The following is a 16,417-nucleotide window of genomic DNA, read 5'->3' as shown; positions in this document are numbered from 1 at the left end:
ATCCGTTCGTGCTGAGTAGCCATTGAGCTTGTCGAAATGGCGTATCGAAGCATCCTTCGATACGGGCCTTCGCCTTCGCTCAGTCCCTACTCAGGACGAACGGATGTCAGGGAACAGACAGGTAATTCACCCTGGCACCCACCATCCCCTTTCTTCCCCGCCGCCGACACGCTATCGCCTTGCCCGATGGCTTCCGCATCTCTCCCTGCCGAACCCGCTGCGCCTCCCGCCGCTCCGGCAACGCCGATGATGGCGCAATATTTCGCGCTCAAGGCGCAGGCGGCCGATTGCCTGCTGTTCTACCGCATGGGCGATTTCTTCGAACTGTTCTTCGACGATGCGAAGGCCGCTGCCGCGACGCTCGATATCGCGCTCACCTCGCGCGGGGAACATGATGGCAAGCCGATCCCGATGTGCGGCGTGCCGGTCCACAGCGCAGAAAACTACCTCGCCCGCCTGATCCGCGCCGGGCATCGCGTCGCCATCGCGGAACAGACCGAAACCCCGGCGCAGGCCAAGGCGCGCGGCGGCAAGGCGCTCGTCGCGCGCGGCATCGTGCGCTATGTTACGGCGGGCACGCTCACTGAGGACAGCCTGCTCGACGCGCGTGCCGACAATATCCTCGTCGCCGTCACGCAATCGGGCGCGGGTGAAATCGGCCTCGCCGCCGCCGACATCTCGACCGGCCGCTTCGAAACCGTGGTGCTGGGGCCGGAAGCGCTCGCCGCAGAGCTTGCCCGCCTCAGCCCCAGCGAGATCGTCGTCGCCGAAAGCTGCACGCTCGCCCTGGATGGCGCGCACTTCTTCGACACATCCGGCTTTTCCAGCAGCAAGGCCGAAGCGCGCCTTAAATCCCTGTTCGGCGTCGCAAGCCTCGACGGCTTCGGCGCGTTCACCCGCGCGGAACTGGCGGCCGTCGGCGGCCTGCTCGCCTATCTCGATCACGCCGGGCGCGGCGCGCTGCCGCACCTCGCCCCACCCCAGCGCCGCGTGGCTGGCAGCCACATGGCGATCGACGCCGCCACGCGCGAAAGCCTCGAAATCGTCCAGACCATGGCAGGTCAGCGCACCGGCAGCCTGCTCCACGCCATCGACCGCACGGTGACGGGCGCGGGCGCGCGCCTGCTGGGCAGTGACCTCGCCTCGCCGCTCCTCGATCAAAGCGCGATCGAGGCACGGCTGGAACTGGTGCAGTGGCTGCACGACACGCCCGGCCAGCGGGATGCGCTGCGCGTCGCCCTGCGCGCGCTTCCCGATATCGGCCGCGCTCTGGGCCGCATCGCGCTGGGGCGGGGAAGCCCGCGCGATCTGGGGCAGTTGCGCGACGGCCTCACCGAAGCACGGCTGCTGCGTGAACGGCTCGGCCGTGTCGCCGTGCGGCCCGCGCTGCTCGACCGGTTGCTCCCTGCGCTCGACGGCCATGGCGCGCTCGTCGATCAACTGACCCGCGCGCTCGTTCCCAGTCCTCCGACCGAGGCCAGCGCGGGGGGCTATATCGCTGATGGCTATGACGCCGCACTCGATGCCCTGCGCCGCATGGCCGGAGACGGGCGCCGCGCCATCGCCCTGCTCGAAGCCTCCTACCGCGAGAGCACGGGTCTGTCGGCCCTCAAGATCCGGCACAATTCCGTGCTCGGCTACCATGTCGAGGTGCCCGCCCGTCACGCCGACGCCCTGATGCGCGAGGGCAGCGGCTTCGCCCATCGCCAGACGCTCGCGGGCGTGGTGCGCTTCAACTCGATCGACCTGCACGAGAAGGCCGCGGAGGTCACGCAGGCGGGTGGCCACGCCCTTGCCGCCGAAGCCGCGCATCTGGAGGAACTGATCGACGCCGCATTGGCCCGCAAGGACGCAATCTCGCTCGCCGCCCAGGCGCTCGCCCGGCTGGATGTCGCGGCTGCATTGGCGGAACGCGCCGCCGAAGCGGGCTGGACCCGCCCCGCGTTTGTCGAAGGGCAGACGCTGGACATCGTTGGCGGCCGCCATCCGGTGGTGGAGGACGCGCTATCCCGTGACGGCCAGCCGTTCGTCGCCAACGACTGCTGCCTGACGGATGCCGACCGGCTGTGGCTCGTCACCGGCCCCAATATGGGCGGCAAGTCGACTTTCCTGCGCCAGAACGCGCTCATCGTCCTGCTCGCCCAGGCGGGCAGCTTCGTGCCCGCCACTTCCGCGCGCCTGAGCCTGGTCGATCGCCTGTTCAGCCGCGTCGGCGCGTCCGACAATCTCGCACGCGGGCGCTCGACCTTCATGGTCGAGATGGTCGAGACCGCCGCCATCCTCGCGCAGGCGAGCGAACGCAGCTTCGTCATCCTCGATGAAGTCGGCCGCGGCACATCGACCTATGACGGGCTGGCGCTTGCCTGGGCGGTGGTCGAGGCGGTGCATGAAGTGAACCAGTGCCGCTGCCTCTTCGCCACCCATTATCACGAACTGACCCGCCTCGCCGAAACGCTGCCCGCGCTCTCGCTGCACCATGTCCGCGCGCGGGAGTGGAAGGGCGATCTCGTCCTGCTGCACGAAGTGGCCGAAGGTCCGGCGGACCGCAGCTACGGCATCGCAGTGGCCCGGCTCGCGGGACTTCCCCCCGCCGTTCTTGCCCGCGCGAAACAGGTGCTCGGCAAGCTGGAAGCGGGCAAGGCCAAGACCGGCGGTATCGCGGCGGGGCTGGACGATCTGCCCCTGTTCGCCGCCGTGGCGCAGGAACAGGCGCTCCCGTCCGACGCCCTGCGCGACGCGCTTGCCGCGCTCGATGTCGATGCACTGTCCCCGCGCGACGCGCTCGACCGGCTTTATGCGCTCAAGGCGCTGGCCGATGCGACCGATCGTCCCTAGATAGCATCGCATGACCGATCTCTTCGCCGCCTTGCCCAATCGCCGCGCCATCATCGACCGGCGTGCCCTGTCCGACCGGATCGCGGAGATCGCGAGTGGGCATGAGGGCGACGTTGCCCTGTTGCGGCCGCAGATCGTCACCCTCCTTGCCGAGGCGCTCGCTACGGGCCGGGCGGACGCGGCTGCGCGCCTCGCTGCCCATCCCACGCGTGGGCGGCAGACCGTGACCGCGCTCGCGTTCCTTACCGATCAGATCATCCGCCTGCTCTACGACGCCACCACGCAATTCCTCTACCGACCGGGCAATCGCAGCACCTCGGAACAGATCGCCCTGCTCGCCGTCGGCGGTTATGGCCGGGGCGAGATGGCGCCGCACAGCGACGTCGATATTGCCTTCGTCACCCCCTACAAGCCGACCGGTTGGACCGAGCAGGTCATCGAATCCATGCTCTATTCGATGTGGGATCTGGGGCTGAAGGTCGGTCACAGCAGCCGGTCGATCGATGAGACGATCCGCATGGCGAAGTCCGACCTGACGATTCGCACGGCACTGCTGGAAGCGCGCTATATCTGGGGCGACCGCACGACCTATGATGCGGTGCTCGCGCGCTTCGACAATGATGTGGTGAAGGACAGCGGCCGCAATTTCGTCGCGGAAAAGCTCGAGGAGCGCGAAGCCCGGCACAAGCGCATGGGCGACAGCCGCTACGTCGTCGAACCCAATATCAAGGAAGGGAAGGGGGGCCTGCGCGATCTCCACACCCTGTTCTGGATCGGCAAATATGTGAACCGCGTGCGGTCCGTGACAGAGCTGGTGGATGCCGGTCTGCTCTCCCGCCAGGAACTGCGCCAGTTCCAGAAGGCGGAGGATTTCCTCTGGGCGGTACGCTGCCACCTCCACATGATCACCAACCGCGCCGAGGACCGGCTCACCTTCGACCTGCAGCTCGAAATCGCCACGCGGATGAACTTCACCGCGCGCGCGGGCCGATCCGGGGTGGAGCGGTTCATGCGCTATTATTTCCTCAACGCGAAAATGGTCGGCGACCTGACGGCGATGTTCCTCGCCCATCTCGATGACAAGCTCGCCGCGCGGGGCCGCCGCTTCGTACCCTCGCTCTTCCAACGCCCGCGCAAGCTGGATGGCTTCGTGCTGGAACGCGGTCGCATCTCCCTGCCGTCCGACGATTTCTTCGTGGAAGACCCGGTGCGCCTGCTGGAAATCTTTGCACTTGCGGACAAGCATGGTCTTGCCATCCACCCCAGTGCCATCCGCGCTGCCAGCCGCGACGCCCACCTCATCGATCTGGCGGTGCGCAAGGACGCGCGCGCCAACGCCTTCTTCCTCGATGTGCTAACCAGTCCCCGTGCGCCGGAAACGGTCCTGCGCTGGATGAACGAGGCCAGCGTGTTCGGCCGCTTCATTCCCGATTTCGGGCGCGTCGTGGCGCAAATGCAATTCGACATGTACCACCATTATACGGTCGACGAGCACACCATCCGTGCGGTCGGCCTGCTGGCACGGATCGAGCGGGGCGATCTGATCGGCGACCATCCGCTCTCGACCGACCTGATGGGCAAGCTGATTTCCCGCCGGGTGCTCTACGTCGCGGTGCTTCTGCACGACATCGCCAAGGGACGGGGCGGGGACCACAGCGTGCTCGGCGCGGAGGTTGCCCGCAATCTCTGCCCGCGTCTGGGTCTCAGCGCGGCGGAGACGGAAACCGTCGCCTGGCTGGTGCTCCACCATCTGCTGATGTCATCGACCGCCTTCAAGCGCGACCTGTCCGACTACAAGACGATCATGGACTTTACCGATGTCGTGCAAAGCCCGGAGCGTCTGCGCCTGCTGCTGATGCTGACCGTGGTCGATATTCGCGCCGTGGGCCCGGGCGTGTGGAACAGCTGGAAACGACAGCTCCTCACCGATCTCTACTCGTCCGCGGAAGAGGTGCTGCGTCTGGGCCACAAGCAGAACGGGCGCAAGGAACGGGTCGTCGGCAAGCAGGAAGCCCTGCGCGATACCCTTGCCCTGGGTGAGAAAGAATTCGCCCGGCTCGCCAAACGCTTCCCCGAATCCTACTGGATCGCGGAGCCGGACGATATCCTGGCCCACAACGCCCGCCATATTCTCGCGGCGGGCAAGGCCTCGCTGTCGATCGCGGCGGAGGTCTACCCCGATCGCGGGGCGACGCTCGTCACGGTCTATGCCGCCGACCATCCCGGCCTGTTCTACCGCATCGCGGGCGCGATCCACCTTGCGGGGGGCAGCATCATCGATGCGCGCATCCACACCATGCGCGACGGCATGGCGATCGACAATTTCCTGGTGCAGGACCCGCTGGGCGGACGCTTCGACAGCCCCGACCAGCTGGACCGCATCCGTCGCGCGATCGAGGACGCGCTCGCCAACAAGCAGAAGCTCCTGCCCCGGCTCGAAGCGCGCCCGCTGCCGCGAACCCGCGCGGAAGCCTTTGCGATCGTGCCCAATATCCTGATCGACAACAAGGCATCCAACCGCTTCACGGTGATCGAGATCCACGCCCGCGATCGGCCCGCCTTGCTGTTCAACCTCGCCTATGCGCTGTTCCAGTCGAAGGTCACGGTGCACAGCGCCCATATTTCGACCTATGGCGAGCGCGCGGTCGACACTTTCTACCTGACCGACCTGCTCGGCGGAAAGATCGAGAGCAAGGCCCGCCTCCAGACACTCGAACGACGGTTGCTCGACGCGGCGGGGGGCGTGGTCGATCAGGTCGCGGCGTAAGGCTGTCCCGGACAGACCTCTCCGTTCGTGCTGAGTAGCTCAGCCCGTACTCAGGTTGAACGGGTTGACGGCGATGGAATCAAGCGCCCCGCACCAGCCGCGCCACGAAGAAGCCGTCGATCCCGCCCTTGTCCGCCAGCATTCCCGGCAGGGTCCGCACAAAGCCTTCCACCGTCGGCACGACTCCTGTGGGCAGTTCGTCGTCACGCACGGCCGCCACGCGGAAATACGGTCGCCGTCCCAGGAACGCCGTAATCTGGTCCTCGCCCTCCGCCCGTTCGAGCGAGCAGGTCGCGTAGATCAGCATACCCCCCGGCACGACCCAGTCTGCTGCGCGGTCGAGCATCGCCGCCTGCTGTTCGGCCAGCTCGGCAATCTGTCTCGGTCCGGCGCGGTACAGCACATCGGGGTGCCGCCGGAAAATCCCGGTCGCGCTGCACGGCGCGTCGAGCAGGATGAGGTCGGCGGGCTCATCCGGCGCCCAGCCCAGCGCATCGCTCTGCACGACATCGGCGTCGAGGCCGCTGCGCGCCATATTCTGCGTCATCCGCTCCAGCCGCTTGGCCGACTTGTCGAGCGCCGTCACGCGCCAGCCCTGTGTGGCAAGCTGCATCGTCTTGCCGCCGGGCGCGGCGCACAGGTCGATCGCTCGGCGCCCTTCGCCCGCACCCGCCAGCCGTGCGGGCAGGCTCGCGGCGAGATCCTGCACCCACCATTGCCCCTCGTCGAAACCCGCCAGCGTCGGCACCGACACCGCATGGTCGACCCGCACATGCCCGGACGCGAGGCTCTCGCCCCCCAGAACCTCTGCGAAATGCGCGGTCTGCGCCGGATCGGCGAGCGTGATGTCGATCGGCGCGCGTCCGCCCAGCGAGCGCGCCGCCGCATCCACGGTCGCTTCGTCCCATTGCGCCGCCCACCGCGCCGCCACGGCTTCCGGCAGGCTCGGCACGTCGGGCAGGCGCGCCTCGTTGCGGATCAGCGTGCCCAATATGCCGTGGACCAGTCGGCGCGGTCCGCCGTCGAGCAGGGGAAGCGCCGTCGCGATGGCGGCATGCGGCGGCGTACCGAGGATGAGCAACTGCACCAGCGCGATGCGCAGCACCATCCGCGCCTTCGCGTCCTCCGGCAACGGCTCGCTCGTAGCGCTGTCGATCAATGTGTCGAGATCGCCCATGCGCCGCAGCACGTCGGCGGCAATCGCGTGGGCGAGCGCCCGGTCGGCCCGGTCGCTCAACCCCTGCGTCGCGGCGTGCAGCGCCGTTTCCAGCGGATCGCCCCGCCGCAGCACCGCATCGAGCAGGCGGAGCGCCGCGCGGCGCGCAGCCACGCCCGGCGCATCCTCGCCCCGGTTGGGGCGACGGGCGGGGCGGGCGGAGCCGGCGGGACGGGCGGGATAGCGGGACATGGCCTGCCCCTAGACGATTTGGTGGAACGATCCTAGCGCCGAGTCCGTCTTCTGTCCGTCGCACTTTTGCTGCAACTGCGGCATGAGCGATTGTCGCCCTGTGCGATCCGGATTATGCAGTCGGAAATCCGTTGAAGGAGTCCCCATGGGCAAGCGCCCCGATCATGTGAAGCCGCCCGCCTATCTCAGCAAGAGCCCGCCGGTGCCCCAGCCCGATCCGATCGACGCTGTGCCGAAGATCACGGAAGAACGCAGCCCGACCCGCTATGGCGACTGGGAGTACAAGGGCATCGCCGTCGATTTCTGATTCGCGCGACCGCCTTAATCGAGTTGCAACGTCCATCCGCTACCTTCGCGCCTTTCGTGCGTCCCTTTTCGAAAGTCACTCATGCCGAACACCCGCATCCGCAAGGCCGTCTTCCCCGTCGCAGGTCTGGGCACCCGTTTCCTCCCCGCGACCAAGGCGGTGGCGAAGGAACTGCTGCCCGTCGTCGATCGCCCGCTGATCCAGTACGCCGTCGATGAAGCGCTGGAAGCCGGGATCGAGCAGATGATCTTCGTCACCGGGCGCGGCAAGGGCGCGATCGAGGATCATTTCGACATCGCGTTCGAACTCGAATCGACTCAGGCCGCACGCGGCAAGGATCTCTCCGCACTCGAAGGCACGCGCCTCAAACCCGGCAACGCCGTGTTCGTGCGCCAGCAGGAACCTTTGGGCCTCGGCCACGCCATCTGGTGCGCGCGCGACATCGTCGGCGACGAACCCTTCGCCATCCTGCTTCCCGACGAATTCATGCACGGCAAACCCGGCTGTCTCAAGCAGATGGTCGACGCCTATGAACAGACCGGCGGCAACCTGATCTGCGCGTTGGAAGTGCCGATGGAACAGACGCCGAGCTACGGCGTGCTCGATCCCGGCGCGCGCGATGGGGCGCTGACCGAGGTGAAGGGTTTGGTCGAAAAGCCCGCTGCGGGCACCGCTCCGTCCAACCTCATCATCGCCGGGCGCTACATCCTCCAGCCGCAGGTGATGAAAATCCTCGAAACGCAGGAAAAGGGCGCGGGCGGCGAAATCCAATTGACCGACGCCATGGCCGCGATGATCGGCACCCAGCCCTTCCACGGCGTCACCTTTGCGGGTGATCGTTACGACTGCGGATCAAAAGCGGGCTATATCGAGGCGAACCTCGCCCTCGCCCTCCAGCGCAACGACATCGGCGCGCACATCCGCGAATTTGCAAGGAAGCTGGTGGGGTAGGGGGCTGCGGACCCAGTAGTTGCGCGTAATAAGTCGCACGACTAGGAACGCATAAAGTCGACTACGAAGAGATGGTTCATCAGGGGCCGGGCAATAAACTTTGAACGGCAAAACAAAGCAACTTTTGACTGGGCCGTACAAGCACCGATTTCGGCTTGCCAATTATGTTGAAACGAAATGGACCCTCGTCCGATTCTATCGGTTCCGTCATAGACGAGCGCATGTACGAACTCTCCATCTCCGTCCGACCATGATCGACAGATCGCAAACGGGCTTCCATTAACCTGCCTTAATGCATTCTTTGCGATACATCGTTCCAAAGTGTCATGTCCCCAATAGAGGCCAATGACGCGCGGCACCTGGTAATGGTCAAGTAGGCCGTAGGTAAGATATGCTAAAATCAAACACATCAACGCAATGAAGGATTTGTGTGAAAACCGCAGCACAAAGACCCTCCAATGCAAAAGCAGGCCGACAATCTGTTCGATTAAACGGTACAGCCGCCCGAGGTGCCAGCCTGCGCTGGCATGACGGCTCGGATGGATTGACCGTGCGCCGCCTTATTCAAAACGGCACTTCGTCATCCAGATCATTGTCGAAGCTCGGCGCGGGGGAGCGGACGTTGCTGCTGCCGCCTCCGCGCGCTGCACCACCGCCGCCGAAGTCGTCGTCATAGCCGCCCGACGACCCCCAGTCGTTGCCTCCACCGCCGCCGGATGAGCGCCCGCCGCCATAGCCGCCGCCCGAACCGCCACCCTGGCCACCGCCCGCGCCCGGCGCGCCATCGAGCATGGTCAGCACCGCGCCCGGCCCCTGCAGCACCACTTCGGTGGTGTAGCGGTCATTGCCCTGCTGGTCCTGCCATTTGCGGGTGCGCAATTGGCCCTCGATATAGACTTTCGATCCCTTGCGCAGGAACCGCTCGGCCACCCCGGCCAGTCCTTCGGAGAAGATCGACACGCTGTGCCATTCGGTGCGCTCTTTCTTCTCGCCCGATGTGCGGTCTTTCCAGCTTTCCGACGTCGCGATGCGCAGGTTGCAGACCTTGCCGCCATTCTGGAAGCTCTTCACTTCCGGGTCGGCGCCCAGATTGCCGACGATGATGACCTTGTTGACGCTGCCTGCCATGGGAATCTCCAAAAAACGATCTGGCGGTTCTTATAGCCGGGTTGCGCCATTCGTCTACAGCGCGCCTACCCAACCTCCGTTCGCCTCGAGCGCAGTCGAGAGGCAGTGCGTGTGTCTCGACTGCGCTCGACACGAACGGCGGCTGTGGAATATCAGAGTCCGGCCGCGACCGCCGTCCAGTATGTGACGCCCGCCGCGACATAGGCCAGCGCAAACAAATAGGCGACCATGAACGCGGGCCAGCGCCAGCCGTTGGTTTCCCGCCGGGTGACGGCAATGGTCGATATGCATTGCGGCGCGAACACGAACCAGGCGAGGAAGGCGAGGGCGGTCGGCAGGCTCCACGCATGGCTCAGCCGTTCGCCCAGCGAGCGGTCGAGCGCCGCCTCGTCGTCCCCCGCATCGATGCTGTAGGTGGTGGCGAGCGCCGACACGGCCACCTCGCGCGCCGCCATCGCCGGGATGAGCGCGAGCGAAATGTCGCGGTTGAAGCCGATCGGCTCCATCACGACGTTGAGCACGCCCGCGATCCGCCCCGCCGCGCTGTAACTGACCGGCGAGATGTCCGATCCGGCGGGTGGCTTCGGGAAGCTGAGCAGCAGCCACAGGATGACGGTCGAGGCAAAGATGATCGTCCCGGCGCGCTTGAGGAAAATCACCGCGCGCTGCCACAGGCCAAGCAGGATGTCCTGCGGCTGCGGCCACTGATATTTCGGCATTTCCATCAGGAACCCGCTGCTTGTCCCCTTGGCGACCGTGCGGCGCAGCACCAGCGCGACGACCATCGCGCCGACGATCCCGCCCAGATAGAGCGAGAACAGCACCAGCCCCTGCAACCCCACGCCGCCGCCCACATCGCGCGCCGGAATGAACGCCCCGATGATCACCGCATAAACGGGCAGGCGCGCGGAACAGGTCATCATCGGCGCGATCAGGATCGTCGTCAGCCGGTCCTTGGGATCGCTGATTGACCGCGTCGCCATGATGCCCGGCACCGCGCAGGCGAAGGAGGACAGCAGCGGAATGAACGCCCGGCCCGACAGGCCGACCCGCGCCATCAGCCCGTCCATCAGGAATGCCGCACGCGTCATATAGCCCGTCGCTTCCAGCATCAGGATGAAGAAGAACAGGATCAGGATCTGCGGCAGGAACACGACCACCGATCCTACCCCGTTGATCACCCCGTCAACAAGGAAGGAGCGCAGCAGGCCCGGCGGCGTCTGGCTGGTCGCGAAATCGCCCAGCGCCGCCGCCCATCCCTCGATCATCGCGATGGGCGCTTCGGACCAGGCATAGACCGCCTGAAACATCAGGAACAGCAGCGCAAGCAGCAGCAGCGGCCCGGCCACCGGGTGCAGCGCGACGCTGTCGACTGCCTGCGTCAGGCGGCGCGAGGGCGTTTCGGAGACGATCGCCGCCCGCGCCAGTTCCCGCGCGCGCACCTGCCGCGCCGCGAAGTCGCGCTCCGGCTGTTTCTCGCGCAGCGGCACCGCGCCGTCGCCGATCAGCGGCTCGATCGCCTGGATCAGATGGTCGAGGCCGCGCTTGCGCACGGCGACGGTCGGGATCACCGGCACGCCGAGCTTGGTCGACAGCACGCCCGCGTCCAGTTCCAGCCCGTCGCGCGTCGCCAGGTCGACCATGTTGAGCGCCACCACCGTCGGCAGGCCCAGGTCGAGCAGCTCCAGCACGAAGCGCAGATGATTTTCGAGGTTCGACGCGTCGATCACGATGACCAGCGCGTCGGGCAGGCGCTCGCCCGCCTGCTTGCCCAGCACCACATCGCGGGTCACCTGCTCGTCCGGGCTGGTCGGCGTCAGGCTGTAGGTGCCGGGCAGGTCGACCAGTTCCACCGGCCGTCCGTCGTTCAGCATCAGCCGCCCGGATTTCCGTTCGACCGTCACACCCGGATAATTGCCAAGCTTTTGCCGCGCGCCGGTCAGCGCGTTGAACAGCGCGCTCTTGCCCGCATTGGGGTTGCCCACCAGGGCGATCAGCGGCGACACGGTCATGCTGCGGCGCTCTGTCCGCCGGAATCCGGCACCGCCGGCTCGTCGATCGCCCGGTCCTCGGTGCGGACCATGATGGCGCAGGCGTGGCTCCGCCGCATGGCGATGGTCATGCGGCCCACCCGGCACGCCAGCGCGCCGCCGCTCAAAAACCCGGCACGGTGCAGGGCTTCCACGCTTGCGCCTTCGCACAGACCGAATTCGCGCAGCCGCTGCCCCTCTGCCAGAGACAGGGCATCCCAGTCGATCCGGTCGACCCACGCTGGCTGGCGCAAGGGAAGCTGGTTAAGCTGCAACGGCATGATTCCCGCCTAGAGTTCTGCGAGTGATTATCAATAACATTCGAGCCGCGCCAGCCCTTTCGCCACGGATTCGCGTGTGAGAGCCAAAAAGGGAAAGTTTTTGCGGCGTCTGGGTGGCGTCATGGTGCGTTACGGGCCATAGGACCGCCCATGCACGATAAAATGCCTTCCCTCTCGCTTTCCAGCCTTCCCGCCCACGCGCGCGTGCGTTTTGCGGAATTTGTCGCGCTGATGGCGTCGATCATGGGCATCAACGCGCTGTCGATCGACCCGATGCTGCCCGCCTTGCCGAGCATCGGCGCGGATCTCGGCGTGCTCGTCGCGAACGACCGCCAGCTTGTTATTTCCGTGTTCTTTATTGGGATTGCCGTGGGATCGCTGATCTACGGTCCCCTGTCCGACCGGTTCGGGCGCAAGGCCGTAATGCTCGGCGCGCTTAGCATGATGCTGGTGTCGACGCTGGTGTGCGCGCTCGCGCCCAGTTTCACGGTGCTGCTCATCGGTCGCGCCTGTGCGGGCTTTTGTGCGGCGGCGTGCCGCGTCATCGCGGTCAGCACCGTACGCGACTGCTTTCGCGGCGATCAGATGGCGAAAGTCATGTCGCTGATCTTCATCATCTTCATGGTGGTGCCGATCCTCGCGCCCAGCTTCGGGCAGCTGATCCTGCTCTTTGCCGAGTGGCGCTGGATCTTCGGCGCGCTGGTTGTCCTCAACGCCGGGCTGATCGTCTGGATCATTGCGCGGCTGCCCGAGACCCTTGCGCCGGAAAATCGCTCGAACATCCGACCCGCCGATCTGTGGGTGACATTCCTGCGGATCGTCACCAACCGCAGCTCGATGGGCTATATGACCGCCAGCGGCGTCGTGATGGGCGGGCTGGTCGGCTTCATCACCTCGGTGCAACAGATCTTCTACGATATCTTCCACGCGCCGGACGTCTTTCCGCTGGCCTTTGCGGGGATGGCGGTGTGGATGGCGGTCGGCAGCTTCTTCAACAGCCGGTTGGTCGAGCGCCTGGGCGCGCGCCGCCTCAGCCAGAGCGCATTGATCATCATGATCCTGTTCGCCATGGTCCATTCGGTCTTCGCGCTGATGCACTGGGAAACCCTGCCGAGCTTCATCGTCTTCCAGGCCATGACGATGCTGTGCTTCGCCTTCGCCGGGTCCAATTTCAGCTCGATCGCGCTCGAACCCTTCGCGCAGGGGGCGGGGCTGGCTTCATCGATCCAGGCGTCGCTGACCACGCTGATCTCGACCGTCCTGGGCAGCATCGTGGGTCAGGCCTTCAACGGCACTACCTTGCCGCTCGCACTGGGCTTCATGGTGTTCGGCCTGTGCTCGCTCATCATCGTCTGGTGGGCGGAACGGGGCCGATTGTTCACCCGCCCGGGCCTCCACGGCTTGCGCTGCGACAATCCTGCCCCGCCACCGCGCTGACGCTCACCCGGATAAGAGAAAGGCCGCCGGATCGCCCCGGCGGCCTTTTCTGTGTCGGTGCCGCAGGGACCGCGCTCAGGCGTCCTTGCCGCCCGGCGTGTGGATACCTGGCAGGGGCGGCACGGGCAGCGGCGGCGTATCGCTGTCGTCCTCATGCGTTTCGTTAAGCCCCCGGCCGACATGGCTGTGTCTCCGGCTGTAGAGGAAATAGACGAACAGCCCGATGGTCGCCCATCCCACGAACATCATCTTGGTCTCCACGCCAAGGCTCCAGAACAGGTAGACGCAGCCCGCAATGGCCAGCGGCGCCGTGATCGCGATGGCGGGCGTGCGAAACGGACGGCGGCGGGACGGGTCGGTCTTGCGCAGCATGATAACGGCAATCGAAACCGCCGCAAACGCGAACAATGTCCCGCTGTTGGAAATGTCGGCGAGCTTGCCGACCGGGAAGAAGGCCGCAAACAGCGCAACGAAAATGCCGGTCAGGATGGTGACGACATAGGGCGTGTGGAAACGCGGGTGGATCTTGGAGAACACCGCGGGCAACAGTCCGTCACGGCTCATGACGAAGAAGATGCGCGTCTGGCCGAACATCATCATCAGGATGACCGACGGCAAGGCCAGCCCGGCTGCGAGGCCGATCAGGTTGCCGATCTGCGGCCAGCCGATTTCGCGCAACGTCCACGCCAGCGCTTCCTTCGAGCACACCACCGCCTGATCGCCGAGTGCCGCGCACTGCTTCGCCAGTTCGACGCTGCCCGGAGCGAGCGCTTGGCCCGATGGGCCGGACACCGGCTGCGCCCCGACGCTGCCGATCACGCCCGCCGCCACGAGCAGATAGAAAATGGTGCAGATGGCGAGCGAGCCGATCAGGCCGATCGGCATGTTGCGTTGCGGGTTCTTGGTTTCCTCGGCAGCGGTCGACACCGCGTCGAACCCCACATAGGCGAAGAAGATCGACGCCGCGGCGGCCGATACGCCCGCAAAACCGAGCGGCGAGAAGGGCGTGAAATTCTCCATCTGCATCACCGGCAGCGCCAGGATGATGAAGAGGGTGAGCGCCGTCACCTTGATGCCGACCAGAACGGCGTTGACCGCCGCGCTCTCTTTCGTGCCGATCACCAGCAACCATGTCACAAGCCCTGCGATCAGCATTGCGGGCAGATTGACCACGCCGCCATCATAGGGGCCGCGCACCAGCAGATCGGGAATATCGATATGGAACGCATTTTCGATCAAGCCCACGACATAGCCCGACCAGCCGACCGACACCGCCCCGGCCGCAACCGCATATTCGAGGATCAGGGCCCAGCCGACCATCCACGCGATCAGCTCGCCCATCACGGCATAGCTATAGGTGTAGGCCGATCCGGACACCGGCACCATCGCCGCCATTTCCGCGTAGCACAGCGCCGCCACCGCGCAGACAAAGCCCGCGATGACGAATGCGAGCATCATGCCCGGACCGGCTTTTTGCGCCGCTTCGGCGGTCAGGACGAAAATGCCGGTGCCGATCACCGCGCCGATGCCGAGCATCGTCAGCTGAAACGCGCCGAGTGAACGATGCAGCGATTTCTTTTCCGCTGTCGCCAGAATGGCGTCCAGCGATTTAATGCGACCAAAGATCATGGGGAGGCTGTCCTCTCAAAACGAATGGTCAGCAACCTATCGGCTAATTCGCCCCGCGCAAGCCCCGCGGGACGAAGCGCATGTCCGCCCGCCCGTCAGCGCCCCAGCATCGGCCCCATGGACTTGCCCGCGAACAGATGCACGTGCAGGTGCGGGACTTCCTGTCCGCCATGCGCGCCGATGTTGGCGAGCAAGCGGTATCCCGGCTCGACATGCCCCGCGTCCCGCGCCACAATGCCGACCGCGCGCACGAAACCCGCGATCTCCACATCCGGCGCCGTAGCGGAAAAATCGTCCCAGCTCACATAGCGGCCCTTGGGGATCACCAGGATATGCGTCGGCGCCTGTGGGGCGATGTCGTGAAAGGCGAGGGCGAAGTCGTCCTCATACACCCGGTTGCACGGAATCTCGCCGCGCAGGATTTTCGCGAAAATATTGCTGTCGTCATAGGGCAGGGTGGCATCGATCGGCATGGTCTGTCCTTCGTTTTCAGCCTTTGGACCGCGCGGCCTTTTCCGCGATGCCGGAAATCCCGTCGCGCCGTTCCAGCTCCGCGCCGATGTCGTCGAAGCTCAGGCCCATTTCGGCGAGCAGCACGCCCAGGTGAAAGAGCAGGTCCGCGCCCTCCATCACCACGCCCTTTTTGTCGCCGGATATCGCCGCGATGACGATCTCGACCGCTTCCTCGCCGACCTTCTGCGCGATCTTGGGCCGCCCTTTGCCCAGCAGCCGGGCGACATAGGATGTTTCCGGGTCCGCGCTGCGGCGCCGGGCGATGGTGGCTTCCAGTTGTTCCAGGGCTTCGCGCATCGCTGATCCTTGGGGGCAGCGACGCCGTCCCGTCAAGGGGGATTACGCCGCGACCGGCGCGCGCACGGCTATTCCCGCAGCGGCCAGCGCCGCATGGGCCTCGCCAATCGTATGCTGGCCAAAGTGGAAGATCGATGCGGCGAGCACCGCGCTGGCATGGCCCTTGGTCACGCCCTCGACCAGATGCTCCAGCGTACCGACGCCCCCGCTCGCGATCACCGGCACGGACACCCGGTCCGCGATCGTGCGGGTCAGCGCCAGATCGTAGCCCGCCTTCGTCCCGTCGCCGTCCATCGACGTGACGAGCAGTTCGCCCGCGCCCAGCTCGGCAAGCCGCTGCGCATGGGCCACCGCGTCGATCCCCGTCGCGCGCCGCCCGCCATGGGTGAAGATCTCCCACTGCCCGTCACCGACCCGCCGCGCATCGACGCTCGCGACGACGCACTGGCTGCCGAAACGATCGGCGATGTCCGCGACCAGCTCGGGCCGCGCCACCGCCGCGCTGTTGACCGCCACCTTGTCCGCCCCGGCGAGCAGCAGCGCGCGCGCATCCTCGGGCGATCGCACCCCGCCGCCCACGGTCAGCGGCATGAAGCACACCTCCGCCGTCCGCCGCACGATGTCGAGCAACGTCCCGCGCGCCTCATGGCTCGCCGTAATGTCGAGGAAACACAGCTCGTCCGCCCCGGCCGCATCATAGAGCCGCGCCTGCTCGACCGGATCGCCCGCGTCGGCCAGATCGACAAAGTTCACGCCCTTGACCACCCGGCCATTGGCGACATCGAGACAGGGAATGACGCGGGTGCGGACGGTCATTTGTGTAACTCACTCCAA

Annotated in this window: 13 protein-coding genes; 5 read left to right on the top strand and 8 right to left on the bottom strand. The window is 66.1% G+C overall.

Going from position 1 to position 16,417, the window contains the following annotated elements:
* Positions 1–186 precede the first annotated feature (186 nt).
* Positions 187–2,835: a DNA mismatch repair protein MutS gene (gene mutS / locus FHS92_RS08215; RefSeq protein ID WP_246351870.1), complete on the top strand. Its 2,649-nt coding sequence runs from the start codon at positions 187–189 to the stop codon at positions 2,833–2,835.
* A gap of 10 nt (positions 2,836–2,845) precedes the next feature.
* A complete protein-coding gene (locus FHS92_RS08210; protein WP_184079422.1) occupies positions 2,846–5,602 on the top strand; it encodes a [protein-PII] uridylyltransferase in 2,757 nt (918 codons plus the stop codon).
* Between the two features lie 79 nt (positions 5,603–5,681).
* Here FHS92_RS08210 and FHS92_RS08205 read toward each other — a convergent pair whose 3' ends face one another.
* A complete protein-coding gene (locus tag FHS92_RS08205) occupies positions 5,682–7,010 on the bottom strand; it encodes an RsmB/NOP family class I SAM-dependent RNA methyltransferase (RefSeq protein WP_184079420.1) in 1,329 nt (442 codons plus the stop codon).
* A 145-nt stretch (positions 7,011–7,155) separates the two neighbouring features.
* Between FHS92_RS08205 and FHS92_RS08200 the strand changes: the two genes are divergently transcribed.
* A complete protein-coding gene (locus tag FHS92_RS08200; RefSeq protein WP_184079419.1) occupies positions 7,156–7,317 on the top strand; it encodes a DUF1674 domain-containing protein in 162 nt (53 codons plus the stop codon).
* Between the two features lie 81 nt (positions 7,318–7,398).
* The gene (locus FHS92_RS08195) at positions 7,399–8,268 is read left to right on the top strand and encodes a UTP--glucose-1-phosphate uridylyltransferase (RefSeq protein ID WP_184079417.1); all 870 of its coding nucleotides are present in this window, start codon (positions 7,399–7,401) and stop codon (positions 8,266–8,268) included.
* A gap of 564 nt (positions 8,269–8,832) precedes the next feature.
* Here the strand turns inward: FHS92_RS08195 and ssb are convergent.
* From ssb to FHS92_RS08180, 3 genes are all read right to left on the bottom strand, one after another.
* The gene (gene ssb, locus FHS92_RS08190) at positions 8,833–9,396 is read right to left on the bottom strand and encodes a single-stranded DNA-binding protein (RefSeq protein WP_184079415.1); all 564 of its coding nucleotides are present in this window, start codon (positions 9,394–9,396) and stop codon (positions 8,833–8,835) included.
* A gap of 152 nt (positions 9,397–9,548) precedes the next feature.
* A complete protein-coding gene (gene feoB / locus FHS92_RS08185) occupies positions 9,549–11,408 on the bottom strand; it encodes a ferrous iron transporter B (RefSeq protein ID WP_184079413.1) in 1,860 nt (619 codons plus the stop codon).
* Positions 11,405–11,701 carry a FeoA family protein gene (locus FHS92_RS08180; RefSeq protein WP_184080261.1) on the bottom strand — a complete coding sequence of 99 codons (297 nt, stop codon included), beginning with the start codon at positions 11,699–11,701 and terminating at the stop codon, positions 11,405–11,407. Before FHS92_RS08180 ends, feoB begins: the two co-directional genes overlap by 4 nt.
* A gap of 156 nt (positions 11,702–11,857) precedes the next feature.
* On the opposite strand from FHS92_RS08180, the gene FHS92_RS08175 reads away from it, so the two are divergent.
* Positions 11,858–13,144, top strand: a complete 1,287-nt coding sequence (locus FHS92_RS08175; protein WP_246351869.1) for a multidrug effflux MFS transporter — start codon at positions 11,858–11,860, stop codon at positions 13,142–13,144.
* A 75-nt stretch (positions 13,145–13,219) separates the two neighbouring features.
* Here FHS92_RS08175 and FHS92_RS08170 read toward each other — a convergent pair whose 3' ends face one another.
* The 4 genes from FHS92_RS08170 to hisF all read right to left on the bottom strand — a co-directional run bounded on the left by FHS92_RS08170 (position 13,220) and on the right by hisF (position 16,399).
* A complete protein-coding gene (locus FHS92_RS08170) occupies positions 13,220–14,773 on the bottom strand; it encodes an amino acid permease (protein ID WP_184079411.1) in 1,554 nt (517 codons plus the stop codon).
* 95 nt (positions 14,774–14,868) lie between these two features.
* On the bottom strand, positions 14,869–15,246 hold the full coding sequence (locus FHS92_RS08165) for a histidine triad nucleotide-binding protein (RefSeq protein ID WP_184079409.1): 378 nt from the start codon (positions 15,244–15,246) through the stop codon (positions 14,869–14,871).
* A gap of 16 nt (positions 15,247–15,262) precedes the next feature.
* A complete protein-coding gene (locus FHS92_RS08160; protein WP_184079407.1) occupies positions 15,263–15,583 on the bottom strand; it encodes a phosphoribosyl-ATP diphosphatase in 321 nt (106 codons plus the stop codon).
* A gap of 42 nt (positions 15,584–15,625) precedes the next feature.
* Complete coding sequence (gene hisF, locus FHS92_RS08155; protein ID WP_184079405.1) at positions 15,626–16,399, bottom strand: imidazole glycerol phosphate synthase subunit HisF; 774 nt, start codon at positions 16,397–16,399, stop codon at positions 15,626–15,628.
* Positions 16,400–16,417 lie beyond the last annotated feature (18 nt).

Origin of the sequence: Sphingobium subterraneum (genome assembly GCF_014199435.1) — a bacterium.
Classification (GTDB): Bacteria; Pseudomonadota; Alphaproteobacteria; order Sphingomonadales; family Sphingomonadaceae; genus Sphingobium; species Sphingobium subterraneum.
Note: the sequence above shows the minus strand (reverse complement) of the source record. Positions and strands in the feature narration are given on the sequence as shown.

What these genes read in the sequence shown, in the direction of transcription:
- FHS92_RS08160 (WP_184079407.1), bottom strand. Translation starts at nt 15,583, where the DNA reads ATGCGCGAAGCCCTGGAACAACTGGAAGCCACCATCGCCCGGCGCCGC.
- FHS92_RS08205 (WP_184079420.1), bottom strand. Translation starts at nt 7,010, where the DNA reads ATGTCCCGCTATCCCGCCCGTCCCGCCGGCTCCGCCCGCCCCGCCCGT.
- FHS92_RS08170 (WP_184079411.1), bottom strand. Translation starts at nt 14,773, where the DNA reads ATGATCTTTGGTCGCATTAAATCGCTGGACGCCATTCTGGCGACAGCG.
- hisF (WP_184079405.1), bottom strand. Translation starts at nt 16,399, where the DNA reads ATGACCGTCCGCACCCGCGTCATTCCCTGTCTCGATGTCGCCAATGGC.
- mutS (WP_246351870.1), top strand. Translation starts at nt 187, where the DNA reads ATGGCTTCCGCATCTCTCCCTGCCGAACCCGCTGCGCCTCCCGCCGCT.
- ssb (WP_184079415.1), bottom strand. Translation starts at nt 9,396, where the DNA reads ATGGCAGGCAGCGTCAACAAGGTCATCATCGTCGGCAATCTGGGCGCC.
- FHS92_RS08200 (WP_184079419.1), top strand. Translation starts at nt 7,156, where the DNA reads ATGGGCAAGCGCCCCGATCATGTGAAGCCGCCCGCCTATCTCAGCAAG.
- FHS92_RS08165 (WP_184079409.1), bottom strand. Translation starts at nt 15,246, where the DNA reads ATGCCGATCGATGCCACCCTGCCCTATGACGACAGCAATATTTTCGCG.
- FHS92_RS08175 (WP_246351869.1), top strand. Translation starts at nt 11,858, where the DNA reads ATGCACGATAAAATGCCTTCCCTCTCGCTTTCCAGCCTTCCCGCCCAC.
- feoB (WP_184079413.1), bottom strand. Translation starts at nt 11,408, where the DNA reads ATGACCGTGTCGCCGCTGATCGCCCTGGTGGGCAACCCCAATGCGGGC.
- FHS92_RS08195 (WP_184079417.1), top strand. Translation starts at nt 7,399, where the DNA reads ATGCCGAACACCCGCATCCGCAAGGCCGTCTTCCCCGTCGCAGGTCTG.
- FHS92_RS08210 (WP_184079422.1), top strand. Translation starts at nt 2,846, where the DNA reads ATGACCGATCTCTTCGCCGCCTTGCCCAATCGCCGCGCCATCATCGAC.